This window comes from Paraburkholderia lacunae (genome assembly GCF_003353175.1).
Lineage (GTDB): Bacteria > Pseudomonadota > Gammaproteobacteria > Burkholderiales > Burkholderiaceae > Paraburkholderia > Paraburkholderia lacunae.
Genome location: NZ_QHKS01000008.1, coordinates 105,050 through 117,621, shown reverse-complemented (window position 1 = coordinate 117,621; position 12,572 = coordinate 105,050). Strand labels below are relative to the sequence as shown.

Genomic DNA, 12,572 nt, shown 5'->3' with positions numbered 1-12,572 from the left:
GCGGGCGCACGATGGCGCGGATGCGGGTGCGCGCTGCGCTACACGGCCTTCGGCGCGATATGGTCGACCGCCGCTTCCGGCGGCATCATGCCGGGCAGCGCTTCCACCGTTCTGCCCGAGTCGCGCCAGGCTTCCATGCCGCCGCGCAGCGGCAGCACGTCGGAAAAGCCGGCTTCGTTCAACTGCTTGGCCATCCACGCCGCGGAAATCTCATTCGGGCACGAACAGTAAATCACTAACTTCTGATCGCGCGGATACTTCGCGACGATCTCGTCGAGTTGCCGCTCGTCGGCGAATTGCGAGCCCGGAATCACAAACGGATCGAGCTTGCGCTTTTCCTGCGAACGGATATCGAACAGCACCGGCGTATCGCCGGTTGCGACCAGTTTTGCCAACTCGTCGACTTCGATCCGTGCGGCCGCGAGCGTCGAAATCAGCTGGCGGCGGCGTAGCCAGCGATAACCGGCGTACAGCAGCAGCAATCCGACGGCTACCAGCGCGGCCGTGCGCCCGAGGCGTCCGGCGGCGGCGAACACCATGTCGATCTGCCGCGCGAACAGCGCACCGATGATCAGGCCCGTGCCGGACCACAAAGCGGCGCCGATGCTGTCGTACGTGAGGAACGTGCGGTAGCGCGTACCCATTGCGCCGGCCATCGGGATCGACACGATCGACAGGCCCGGGACAAACTTGGCCACCGCCAGCACGCGCACGCCCCAACGTCCGAAAAAGCGCTCGGTCTTCTTCACGCAAGTATCGCGCGACAACGAAAGGCGGCAGATCGTCTTCAGCGTGTTGCCGCCGTACAGACGCCCGGCGAGATACCACGCGCTGTCGCCGATCAGCGTGGCGAATATCGACAGCACCATGACTGGCACCAATTGCGTGCCCACCGAGCCGGGGTGCATGGCTGCCATCGCGCCGAACAGAACGAGCGATGGCAATGCCGGTACCGGCAGCCCAAGGGAGGCAGCCAGCACATTGGCGAAAATGAGCGCCGGCCCGTATTGCTCGACGAGATCATGTAGCATCGGCTTACATCCGTGGCCTTTTCAGGAACGGAGTAGATGGGGGAATCGGAAGAGAATGCAAGGATTATGGACGCATTTTTACTACGTGCAAACGCCCAGTCAGGATGCCCGCTATTCAGCTATGTGAAGCGCCGTCAGGGTTCGCGGATTAACCGTCCGTTCGGCCGGACGCCGTAAATCAGAAGGTATTTAAAAGGCGAATAACTTGAGTCAAGGTTTAAACCAAACGCATGCAGGGCGGCACCGAAAGCCTGTCGCCAAAACTCAATAAAAGCGCGCCCGGAATGGATCGATTGAATTGAAATGTGCAGCGGCACAGGGCCGCTGGACGGTGAACACGACACGCTTCACCCGGCATTCGCGAGAGAACGCAATGCCGGGCGCTCGCGCCTTATTGACGATGATTGTGCTGTTCGCCAGGCAATTCCGCCCCGTGCGCGCGAATCGCCGCTATCAGTTCCGCAGGCGTGATTTCATAGCGCACTTCGCGATGAATGCCTGGCTTGCGCTCGTCGACTTCGATCAGAAGAATGCCTTTGCCGTCTTCTGTCGATTCGAGGCGCAGCGAGCGAAGTTCGCGCGCCGTTGCGTCGTCGTATTCGGTGAGCAGGGCCATTGACCCGGAGGACCCGGTAGTGCGCATCGAAGTTGTCCTTGTTCCGTTGTTGATCAAACCATTGTACGGGCAGGATGGAGCCGCCGTCTGTCGCGCCGCGCTCACATCTGGGGATCCGCCCGGTCATTCATATGCCTGCTGCATGCCGTCTTGCCCGGTGCCTCGCGCTGCCGAGCCGCGGCGTGCGCGCTGCGCCGCACGACTATGACAGCCAGTTTAACGCGACTCTCCGCGACGACGGATGCATTTTTCGTGCCCCGCTGCGGTGCAATCCTTACTCCCGGCTGTCATGTTGTTGACGTGTGCTTCGGCTAAGAACCCTGCGGCGCCGTTTTGGCTTATCGCGTCAATCCGGATGGCCGCCGAAGGTTAGCCAGCTCATGCAGGTCGAGTTCGCGCAGCGGCGCGTCGGCGGCGAGGAAAAACTCGTCGAGCTGAGGCGGCGCGGTGGCGGTGCCGCTCAACATCGCGTGCGCCTGGCCGCGATGATGGATCTGATGCACGAAAACATGCGGCAATACGCTGCCGATGTTTTCATGCTGCACGCCGACAGCCGGGCCGCGGTCGATCCGTACGTCGCGTTGCAAGGCATCGTCGGTCAGGGATTCGCAGAAGGCCAGCAGTTGCCGGTCGCTCTCTGCTTGTGCATCCCACAGGTCTGCCGCGCGCGGATAGGGCAATTCGTCGTCGAAGATGGTGAGCCCTTTGCCGCCGTCGACCAGCGCGTCGAAGTAATACCGGTCGACCAGGAGAATGTGATTCAACGTGAGCTGCAACGACGGAAAGAAGCTCACCCTTCGCTCGGCGAAGGCCTCGTCGGTCAAGGTAAGGCACGCGCGGTACAGGCGCAGATTCGACCAAGCGTTGTTGCGCGCCATGGCGGTGTAGTGCGAAGAGAGCGGGTTGATGTGCGGCGCGTCGGAAGCGGTCACGTCAGTCTCCGATGATGGTGGATCGTGTTGCTTGCGCGAGGCGAGGCGAGGCGAACGCAGGCGCAGTTCGCTTAGCGTAGCATCGCTTGGGGCGTGGCGCGCCATGGGTGCCGCGTTGGACCATGCCGGGGTGCCGTCGCGTGCCGGTTGCGGGCCGACCGCTCCGGTATTTCCCCATCTTTCGCTCGGCGGCCCCGCGGCGGGTCCTGCTTACGGCAAGGCGGACAGCGACGCCGACGCCGGGCAACGAGCACGGCCTCGAAGATCAGCGCTTCGACGATCTCCGCCGGAGAACAACCGGAAAACCATCGGCAAAAAATAGCCCGTCCGCAAAGGGACGGGCTGCTAAACGCCGTTGTTACTCGGGTCAGCCAGCCCACACATACAACCGGGCGCTGACGGTCTCCATCCTGATGCGTCAATACCTGGCTGTCGAGGTGGGAGTAACGCCGATCTATCAGATCAAAGTCATTTCTTCCGGTTCGATATCGCGTGTCATGGCATGTGCAACATGTGCAACGTCGCGCGCCACTTCTCGCTCTTGTTCAGGTGCGCCGAGTCGCCGTTGGCACGGGTGCCGGATGCGTTTCGACACGCCTTCACAACAGCGCCTGTACCTCGCGAACGTCGCGTTGTCGATGCTGATCCCACCCGGATGGATCAGCCTGGCCGCTTCGCGATGAAGTCGATCTCGACCAGCGCGTCGCGCGCCAGCGCGGTGACGCCGATGCAGGTTCTGGCAGGCAACGCATCCGCCGGGAAGTAAGCGCGGTAGGTGTCGTTCATCGCCGCGTAGTCGCGCTTGAATTCGGTCAGGAAAATGCGCACGGCGACCACGTGCTGCAGGCCCAGGCCGACGCCTTGCAAGACAAGCACGAGATTGTCCATCACGCGCTGCGTCTGAGCGACGACGCCGTCGGGTAACGGCGCGGCATCGTCGGTGGGCGAGGTCGGCATCTGGCCGGTCAGGAACACCCAGCCGTCAGCTTCGGTGGCATGGGAGAACGGCCCGACCGGTGTCGGGGCCGTCGGGATCATCCAGAAGACAGGGCTTGATCTCATGGGGTATCCGGTGGGCTTGTTTCGGTTTTCGAAGCGCTAAGTTAACCGATCAAAACGCCGGACGCGAAAGGCGCGTGGTGTTTTCGGCCCACTCGGGCGCCATCAGCCGCGGCAGGGAAGCACGGTTGTCGCCATAACAGGCCAGGGCGCCGTTCTCCTGGATGGCTGGTACTGCGGCGCGCATGGTCTCTGCTTGCCAGCTTTCGACCTCGATGCGGTAGGGAGGTCGTGTTCTGGAACCCAATATTTCGCCTCACCTTCGACAGGGCGGTGCGACTTCAGCACATCATGTGCAGTTGCAATCGTTGGGGCGAGCGAGCCGAGTCGCATCTTTGGCGGGACAACGCGATGCATTGTCACATTGAGTTGATATACAGGATGGGCAATCCTCGAAGGAGATTGATTTGGACGTTCGAAAGTCAGCGTTACACGTCGAAACCGCAACGAAGCATCCATTTGAGGATTGCTTCGTCGACCTTGGCGGACACTCCGCCGAGCGAGCCCTCACTGTCCTGACTGCCGCAGTGCATGCTGCTCTACGTGAAATGAATGCTTTTGATTGGATTACCGACGCACTTCCCGGTGCGACGCTCAAACCGGCCTTGGCATTCGGCACAGTTGGCGAACTTTATCGGTCATACACGAGACCAGCAGAACTCGGACGCCTGAAAGGCGTGCTGCGTTGACCACTGTCTGGCACCGGCGTCATTAAAGCTTGCACGGCGTGAACAGCGCTTGTCCGCGGCTCGCTTGCCTGTTTGACGGCAGGCACCATCGGGACGGCCAGGCGATTGCAGCGATTGGTCCGGTCCAATGACCTGGTGGCACGTTACGGCGGAGACGAGTTCATCATCGTTGCCGCGCGCTCAGGCGATGAGCAGTTGATACCTATGCTCGACCTGGTAATTGGCGCGATGACCGAACCGTTCGATGCCGGCGAGAGGGAGCTGTATGTGGAGGCCAGCATTGGCGTCGCCACGTACCCGCAGGATGGCCATGATGCCGACACGTTGATTCGCAACGCTGACGCGGCGATGTATCTCGCAAAATCGCACGGGCGGAACGGATACCAGTTCTATCGGCCCGAACTGAATCGGCTTCGACCGTCGGCTTCAGAGTCAGGCTATGCCGAAACCGGCCAGGCGAATCCCGCGGGCACTTGAGGTGAGATGCAGACGTGCCCGCGTTCGCATCCGGGGCACGCATGCGCCGATCCGAGCGACTGTGCCGATTTCGTCTCCCTGGGCTGTGAAAGCCCCCAAGCCTAACGCATTATGGATAGCGATACTCCTTCGCGTCGCCAAGTCGGTTGGCACGTTTCGTATCACGAAGGAGATAGTCACAATGAGCCGTAAAGCGATCCAATGGAGCGGTGTGTTTCCCGCCGTCAGCACCCAATTCAAGCCGGACTTCTCGGTCGATGTCGAGGTCACGCATCGCGTGGTAAGCAACCTTGTGAAGGACGGCGTCTCGGGCCTCGTGGTCTGCGGCACGGTGGGCGAGAACACCTCGCTCAACACTAGCGAGAAGATGGCCGTGATCGAGGCCGCTCGCGACGCAGCGGGCGGTAAAGTGCCCGTGATCGCGGGCGTGGCGGAATTCACCACCGAGTTCGCGCGCCAGACCGTGCGTGAGGCGCAGCGCGTGGGCGTGGACGGCGTGATGGTGATGCCCGCGCTCGTGTACTCTGCGAAACCGCACGAGACGGCCACGCACTTTCGCGCGGTGGCGTCGGCCACTGACCTGCCGGTGATGGTCTACAACAATCCGCCCATCTACAAGAACGACGTCACGCCCGAAGTGCTGATCGCGTTGCAGGACTGCGAAAACATCGTCTGCTTCAAGGATTCGTCGGGCGACACGCGTCGCTTCATCGATCTGCGCAACGCCGTAGGCGATCGCTTCGTGCTGTTCGCTGGCCTCGACGACGTGGTGGTCGAAAGCGTGGCCGTCGGCGCCCAGGGCTGGGTCTCGGGCATGTCGAACGTATTCCCGAAGGAAGGCGAGACGCTGTTCCGTCTCGCGAAGCAAAAGCGCTTCGAAGAGGCGCTCGCACTTTATCGCTGGTTCATGCCCCTCCTGCACCTCGATGCACGCCCTGATCTCGTGCAGTGCATCAAGCTCTGTGAAGAGCTCGTGGAGCGCGGCAGCGCGCGCACGCGTCCCCCGCGCCTCGCGCTCGAAGGCGATGCGCTCGCGCACGTGAAGGCAGTGATGGCACAGGCACTCGCGACGCGTCCGCCACTGCCGGACGTCGGACTCTAAGCGTCGACGCCGACACATCCCATGCTCGCGCGCGCATGGCTGCGCGGGCACCCGGGCGCCCTCGTGAGCCAGGCGGGCGCCCGACGATATTCCAATACGAGGAGACAGGGCTATGTCCAGTCAAGGCAATTTGCACAGCCCGTTGCCAGTGAGCGACGCGGTTTTTGAGCCGACGGGCGAGGGTCGTTTCAAGAAGCAGCTTTCGCTCACGGATCTCACCTTTATCGGCCTCGGGGCCATCTTCGGCTCGGGGTGGCTCTTCGCCGCGAGCCACGTTTCGGCGATCGCGGGACCGGCGGGCATCGTCTCCTGGCTGATCGGCGGCTTCGCGGTACTGCTGCTCGGCATCGTCTATTGCGAGCTCGGCGCGGCGCTGCCGCGCGCGGGCGGCGTGGTGCGCTATCCGGTGTTTTCGCACGGACCGTTGCTCGGCTATCTGATGGGTTTCGTCACGCTGATTGCGTTTTCGAGCCTGATCGCTATCGAAGTCGTAGCCGCGCGCCAATACGCGGCCGCGTGGTTCCCGGCGTTGAGCCAGCCGGGCTCCGGCAATCCGACCGTGCTCGGCTGGTGCGTGCAGCTGGCGCTGCTGGGTCTGTTTTTCCGGCTTAATTATTCGAGCGTGAAGACGTTCGCGCGCGCCAACAACCTCATCAGCATCTTCAAGTTTATCGTGCCGCTCGCGGTGATCGGCGCGCTGTTCACGTTCTTCAAGCCAGCCAATCTGACCGTACACGGCTTCGCGCCGTTTGGGATGTCGGGCATCGAAATGGCGGTGTCGGCGGGCGGCATCATCTTCGCGTATCTCGGCCTGACGCCGATCATCTCGGTGGCCAGCGAGGTGCGCAATCCGCAGCGCACGATTCCGGTCGCGCTGATTCTCTCGGTGCTGCTCTCGACGCTGATCTACGTACTGTTGCAGCTCGCGTTTATCGGAGGTATTCCTGCCGAGACTCTCAAGAACGGCTGGGAAGGCGTGAGCAAGGCGTTCTCGCTGCCGTACCGCGACATCGCGCTCGCGCTCGGCGTGGGCTGGCTCGCCTACATGGTGGTCGCTGACGCGGCGATCTCGCCGAGCGGTTGCGGCAACATCTACATGAACGCGACGCCGCGCGTCGTCTATGCATGGGCGAAGACGGGCACGTTCTTCCGCGTGTTCACGCGCGTCGACGCGGCCTCGGGTATTCCGCGCCCCGGCCTGTGGCTCACGTTCGCGCTCGCCGTGTTCTGGACGCTGCCGTTCCCGTCGTGGGAGGCGCTCATCAACGTGGTGTCGGCGGCGCTCGTGCTCAGCTACGCGGTCGCGCCGATCTCGGTCGCTGCGCTGCGCCGCAGCGCGCCCGACCTCGCGCGGCCGTTTCGTGTGGGGTGCTTCGGGATCGTTGGGCCGGTGTCGTTCGTGATCGCCGCGCTGATCGTGTACTGGTCCGGCTGGAGCACGGTGTCGTGGCTGCTCGGCCTGCAGATCTTCATGTTCGTGATCTATCTCGCGGCGGGCCGGTTCGTGCCGACGCGCCAACTGAGCCTGCGCGAGCAAGTGCGTTCGTCAGCATGGCTGATCGCGTTCTACGCGGTGATGGTCGTCCTGTCGTGGCAGGGCAGCTTCGGCGGCACGGGCGCGCTCGCGCATCCGTACGACACGCTCGTGGTCGGGCTCACGGGTCTCGGCATCTACTACTGGGGCGCGCATACGGGCGTAGCCGGCGACAAGCTGCAGCTCGATGCTGACGATCAGTGACGATATGCGCGCGGCAGGGCGCATGGCGAATCAAACACGGTTGAAGGCCGGGCCAGCCGGCCCGGCTATTTTTTAGGGAAGACTATGACCATTACCGGCCAGTTGCTGATCGGTGCGCAGAGGGTGAGGGGCGCAAACGGCGTGTTTCATGGCATCGACGCGCGCACGGGTGAGCTGCTCGATCCATCGTTCGGCGGTGCAACGCTGGAGGATCTCGAACGCGCTTGTGCGCTCGCCGAAGCGGCGTTCGACGCATATCGCGAAACCGCGCTCGAGGCGCGCGCGGTCTTTCTGGAAACGATAGGAGAGCAGATCGAGGCGCTCGGTGACGCGCTGATTGTCCGCTGTATGGTCGAAACCGGCTTGCCGCGCGCGCGTCTGGAGGGCGAACGAGCGCGCACGATCGGACAGCTCAGATTGTTCGCGTCGGTGTTACGCAACGGGGACTTCGTCGATGCGCGCATCGATCTCGCGCAGCCCGAACGCAAGCCGCTGCCGCGCGTGGACTTGCGTCTGCGAAACATTGCGATTGGGCCGGTGGCAGTGTTCGGCGCTTCGAATTTCCCACTCGCGTTTTCGGTGGCAGGTGGAGATACGGCTTCGGCGCTCGCGGCGGGTTGCCCCGTGGTCGTGAAGGCGCATAGTGCGCATCCGGGTACGTCCGAGCTGGTGGGCCGTGCAATTGCGTGTGCCGTTCGTCAATGCGGTCTACCCGAAGGCGTGTTCTCCGTGCTGTTCGACAGCGGTCGCGAGCTTGGCCAGGCGCTCGTCGCCAATCCGTGCATCAAGGCAGTGGGTTTCACGGGTTCGCGCGCGGGCGGACTCGCGCTCATGACGATCGCAAATGGGCGCGACGAACCGGTGCCCGTCTACGCGGAAATGAGTTCGATCAATCCGGTGCTGTTGATGCCGGGGGCGTTGACCGCCCGCGGCGACGCGATCGCACAGCAGTTTGCCGCTTCGCTTACCTTGGGCGCTGGACAGTTCTGCACGAATCCGGGCCTCGTGCTGGCCGTGGACGGTGCCGCCTTGCGCGCATTCGAGCAAGCTGCCGCCGCGGCGCTTGCGCAGGCGCAAGCATCGACGATGCTGACGCCAGGCATTCACACGAACTATGCGAGGGGGATTGAGCGGTTGGCTGCACAGCAGGGAGTGGCGCGGCTCGCGAGCGGCCTCGTGGGTGGCCGCTTTGACGGGCAGGCGGCGCTGTTCGCTACGCATGCGCGGAACTTCCTCGCGCAGCCTGTCTTGCGCGAGGAAATTTTTGGACCGGCGTCACTCATCGTGCGGTGTTCGGATGTCTCCGAGATGCACACGGTGCTAAAGGCGCTCGAAGGTCAGTTGACGGTTGCTGTGCATCTCGACACGAACGATCGGGACGCATGCCGAGCGCTGTTGCCGACGCTCGAACGCAAGGCGGGCCGCATACTGGCGAATGGGTTTGGCACGGGGGTAGAAGTGGGCCACGCTATGGTGCATGGAGGACCCTTCCCGGCAACTTCCGACTCGCGCAGTACTTCTGTTGGCAGCCGCGCAATCGAGCGCTTTCTTCGACCTGTCTCGTACCAAGACCTGCCGGACGAGCTATTGCCGGAGGCACTTCGCTACGGGAATCCGCTCGCGCTGGTGCGACGCGTGAACGGAGAGGTGAAGCAGAGAGGTAGCCACGATGGCTGAACAACAGGACGTTATATCGCTCTCGCTCGACGAGCTGTACTCGCTTGTCCGCAAAGCGCTTATGCATCATGGCGTGTCGGACCGCCATGCGGACGCCATCGCGCGCGTCATTACGCAAGGCGAGCGCGATGAGTGTCATTCGCATGGCATCTACCGCTTGCTCGGCTGTGTGCGGTCGGTGCAAAGCGGCAAGGTGGATCCGCGTGCGGAGCCGACCGTGCGGGACGTCGCGCCCGGCGTGCTTGCGGTGGACGCGCACCACGGCTTTTCGTTGCTCGCGTTTGAAATGGGCTTGCCGATGCTAGCGGAAAAAGCGCGCTCGCAGGGGCTGGCCGCTATGGCGATCAACCGCTGCTTTCACTTCTCGGCGCTGTGGCCTGAAGTCGAGGCGATCGCGGCGCAGGGGCTCGTCGGACTGGCGATGAATCCGAGCCATAGCTGGGTCGCGCCAGCGGGCGGCACGCGCGGTGTGTTCGGCACCAATCCAATCGCGTTCGCGTGGCCGCGCGCTGCAGGACACCCGTTCGTTTTCGACTTCGCGACGAGCGCAATTGCACGCGGCGACATTGAACTGCACGCGCGCGAGGGCAGGCCCATTCCGCCGCACTGGGCGATCGGCCCCGACGGCCGGCCGACCACGGATGCGCGCGCGGCGCTCGAAGGTGCGATGCAGACGTTCGGCGGCCACAAGGGCTCGGCGCTCGCGGCGATGGTGGAACTGCTCGCAGGCGCGCTGATCGGCGATCTCACCAGCATGGAATCGCAGGCCTTCGACGATGGTGCGGGCGCGAGTCCATGTCACGGTGAGCTCGTCATCGCGATTGATCCACAACGTTTTCTCGGTGGCGGGTACGCTGCCGGGCAGGCCCGCGCGGAAGGGCTTTTTGCCGCAGTGGTTGAGCAGGGGGCGCGTCTTCCTTCTCAACGGCGTTTCGAAGCCCGAGCGCGCAGCATGCGAGACGGGGTGCGAATTTCAGCGGCGCTCTATCGTGACGTGCTCGAGTTATTCGATACGTGATGCCGACCGCAGCGGATTGACCACTCCGCTCGCACCGTCAATCCTGGCAAATCGTCAGACAATAGTTGTTCGCGCCCTTTGTTAGTAAGGCTAATGTATCTCATGCGCAATAGGAAAATCCAATCAAGCGAAAACGTTTGCGGATCGGCGGTAAGGGTTTGCCACTCTTCAGCGATAACGTGTCCAGGCCGTCATGCCGGATGCATATGCCAAGTCCGCCGACCGGTCCTCGAGCGTGTCTCCTGGCCTAGGCAACGCCTCAAATACCTTCTTCCCATACGAAGAGAAGAGTGCCAATTGGAGTCGGAACATGAATTTCAAAAACCTGACAGTGAAGGTAAAGCTCTCTGTCGCGTTTGGCGTGCTGGCGGCCATCGTACTAATCCTGTCAGGCATATCGCTGAAGGAACTGGACGATGCCAACAGCCGCTTTGCTGGCTATGTCGCCGGTATCAACGCACGAGCCGAAATGGCCCAGTCTATTCGTGCCGCTGCCGCTGATCGAGCCATTGCGGTGCGTAACCTGGTGCTGGTCACCACGCCCGCCGACATCGAGATCGAAAAGGCTGCTGTCAGCGATGCTGAGGACAGGGTCCAGACCCATCTGGAAAAATTCAATGCGATGGTGGCCAACGCTACCGACATGAGTGACAAGGCACGTAGCCTCGCGGCCGAAATATCGCGAATCGAAACGCTTTATCGCCCGGTGGCGTTGGAAATTTACAAGCTTGCCGCGAACAACCAGCGCGACGCAGCCATCGCGGAAATCGATACCAAATGCAGGCCATTGCTTTCTGCCTTGATCAAAGCGTCCAACGGCTACGTTGACTTTACCCATGAACGTGCGGCACAAATGGTTCAGCAGTCCGCGGATCAATTCGTGAGTCAACGGAACCTGCTGATCGCTATCTGTCTGGCTGCCGTCGCAATGGCGGTAGTCGCCGGGGTGATCATCACGCGTGGCCTGATGCGCGCCCTCGGCGCCGAACCGGCCGCGCTGGGCGAAGTGACGCAGCGTGTGGCCGCTGGCGATTTGAGCCCAGTCCCGGGTGCGAAGAATGCGCCTGCCGGGAGCGTGCTCGCATCGATGGGCGAGATGCAGGCGAGCCTGGTCCGACTGATTGCTCAGGTCCGCAGTTCCGCGGACAGTATTGCCACCGGGTCCAGCCAGATCGCGTCAGGCAACGTTGATCTTTCTTCGCGCACGGAGCAGCAGGCAGCCTCACTGCAGGAAACCGCTTCCAGCATGGAGGAGCTGACGTCGACCGTGAAGCAGAACGCCGAGAATGCACAGCAGGCGAGTTCGCTCTCGGCCAATGCATCCGAGGTGGCGCTCAAAGGGAGTGAGGTGGTCAGTCAGGTCGTCGGTACGATGGGCGAGATTAGCGCGAGCTCCTCCAAAATCGCGGATATCACGGGAATCATCGAAGGGATTGCCTTCCAGACCAATATTCTCGCGCTGAACGCGGCGGTGGAGGCGGCCCGCGCGGGTGAGCAGGGACGCGGGTTCGCGGTGGTCGCAAGCGAAGTGCGCAGCCTTGCCCAGCGCTCGTCCAGTGCTGCAAAGGAAATCAAGGATGTGATCAACGCATCCGTGCAGACGATCCAGCATGGTTCGTCGCTCGTGAATGCGGCGGGAAAGACGATGTCGGAGGTTACGCAGGCGGTGGCCCGTGTGTCCGACATCATGGGCGAAATCGCCGCCGCGTCGACCGAGCAGAGCCGGGGGATCGAGCAGGTCAATCAGGCGATCACGCAGATGGACGAAGTCACGCAACAGAACGCCGCGCTGGTGGAAGAAGCTGCGGCCGCGTCGAAATCACTCGAAGACCAAGGCCGGCAGTTGAATCAGGCTATTTCCTTTTTCCGTCTGGATTCCGCAGCCAACGGGCACACGACGGGTGGATCTGCTTCTCAGGTGAATCTCCCGGCATCCCGCGCACAGCCGGTCCGGCCGGCGGCCCGCAAATCCGCAGCAACTGCAAAGCCGGTCTCGGCGACAGCTTCCCTTGCAGGGGCCGCAGCGACGGCAGGCAATGGTGAGGGCTGGGACACGTTCTGAGTCCGGCTGAGCGAGATGTCTAACTGAGTTAGCCGTGGAAACGATCGAAAAGGTCCGGGCCGCCATGCGCGCGAGATTTACCGCGCGCTTGCCCAGGGGCGGCGGCGCTGGGCGGAGAATCCCTGATTTTTCGTCCGACCGCGAACATCGCTTTCGGTGCACCTGTGGAAG

Annotated in this window: 11 protein-coding genes and 2 pseudogenes; 7 read left to right on the top strand and 6 right to left on the bottom strand. The window is 62.7% G+C overall.

Translation table 11 applies throughout. The annotated features are described in order from the left end of the window. Positions 1–38: 38 nt before the first annotated feature. From DLM46_RS14000 to DLM46_RS39040, 5 genes are all read right to left on the bottom strand, one after another. Positions 39–1,031 carry a DedA family protein/thiosulfate sulfurtransferase GlpE gene (locus DLM46_RS14000; protein WP_115101351.1) on the bottom strand — a complete coding sequence of 331 codons (993 nt, stop codon included), beginning with the start codon at positions 1,029–1,031 and terminating at the stop codon, positions 39–41. Between the two features lie 391 nt (positions 1,032–1,422). Next, the gene (locus tag DLM46_RS13995; RefSeq protein ID WP_007178686.1) at positions 1,423–1,674 is read right to left on the bottom strand and encodes a hypothetical protein; all 252 of its coding nucleotides are present in this window, start codon (positions 1,672–1,674) and stop codon (positions 1,423–1,425) included. A gap of 311 nt (positions 1,675–1,985) precedes the next feature. After that, positions 1,986–2,525: a DinB family protein gene (locus DLM46_RS13990; protein WP_425273992.1), complete on the bottom strand. Its 540-nt coding sequence runs from the start codon at positions 2,523–2,525 to the stop codon at positions 1,986–1,988. 714 nt (positions 2,526–3,239) lie between these two features. After that, on the bottom strand, positions 3,240–3,641 hold the full coding sequence (locus DLM46_RS13985; protein WP_115101349.1) for a RidA family protein: 402 nt from the start codon (positions 3,639–3,641) through the stop codon (positions 3,240–3,242). Positions 3,642–3,690: 49 nt separating this feature from the next. After that, a complete protein-coding gene (locus DLM46_RS39040) occupies positions 3,691–3,885 on the bottom strand; it encodes a hypothetical protein (RefSeq protein ID WP_133300335.1) in 195 nt (64 codons plus the stop codon). Between the two features lie 160 nt (positions 3,886–4,045). On the opposite strand from DLM46_RS39040, the gene DLM46_RS13980 reads away from it, so the two are divergent. Beyond that, entirely contained in the window at positions 4,046–4,327 is a 282-nt protein-coding gene (locus DLM46_RS13980) for a hypothetical protein (RefSeq protein ID WP_115101348.1), read from the top strand. 72 nt (positions 4,328–4,399) lie between these two features. Continuing rightward, a pseudogene (locus DLM46_RS13975) lies at positions 4,400–4,702 on the top strand (diguanylate cyclase domain-containing protein); the annotation flags it as partial. On the opposite strand, the pseudogene DLM46_RS41260 reads toward DLM46_RS13975, so the two are convergent. Then, a pseudogene (locus DLM46_RS41260) lies at positions 4,668–4,847 on the bottom strand (hypothetical protein); the annotation flags it as partial. The pseudogenes DLM46_RS13975 and DLM46_RS41260 sit on opposite strands and share 35 nt — an antisense overlap. A gap of 138 nt (positions 4,848–4,985) precedes the next feature. Here DLM46_RS41260 and DLM46_RS13970 point away from each other — a divergent pair. The 5 genes from DLM46_RS13970 to DLM46_RS13950 all read left to right on the top strand — a co-directional run bounded on the left by DLM46_RS13970 (position 4,986) and on the right by DLM46_RS13950 (position 12,401). Continuing rightward, positions 4,986–5,906, top strand: a complete 921-nt coding sequence (locus tag DLM46_RS13970) for a dihydrodipicolinate synthase family protein (protein WP_115101346.1) — start codon at positions 4,986–4,988, stop codon at positions 5,904–5,906. Positions 5,907–6,018: 112 nt separating this feature from the next. Then, the gene (locus DLM46_RS13965) at positions 6,019–7,644 is read left to right on the top strand and encodes an APC family permease (protein ID WP_115101345.1); all 1,626 of its coding nucleotides are present in this window, start codon (positions 6,019–6,021) and stop codon (positions 7,642–7,644) included. Positions 7,645–7,728: 84 nt separating this feature from the next. Then, a complete protein-coding gene (locus DLM46_RS13960) occupies positions 7,729–9,321 on the top strand; it encodes an aldehyde dehydrogenase (NADP(+)) (protein WP_115101344.1) in 1,593 nt (530 codons plus the stop codon). After that, a complete protein-coding gene (locus tag DLM46_RS13955) occupies positions 9,314–10,339 on the top strand; it encodes an Ldh family oxidoreductase (RefSeq protein ID WP_115101343.1) in 1,026 nt (341 codons plus the stop codon). The genes DLM46_RS13960 and DLM46_RS13955 overlap by 8 nt, the downstream gene beginning before the upstream one ends. A gap of 310 nt (positions 10,340–10,649) precedes the next feature. Next, positions 10,650–12,401 (top strand): methyl-accepting chemotaxis protein, encoded by a 1,752-nt coding sequence (locus DLM46_RS13950; RefSeq protein ID WP_115101342.1) that lies wholly within the window; start codon positions 10,650–10,652, stop codon positions 12,399–12,401. Positions 12,402–12,572 lie beyond the last annotated feature (171 nt).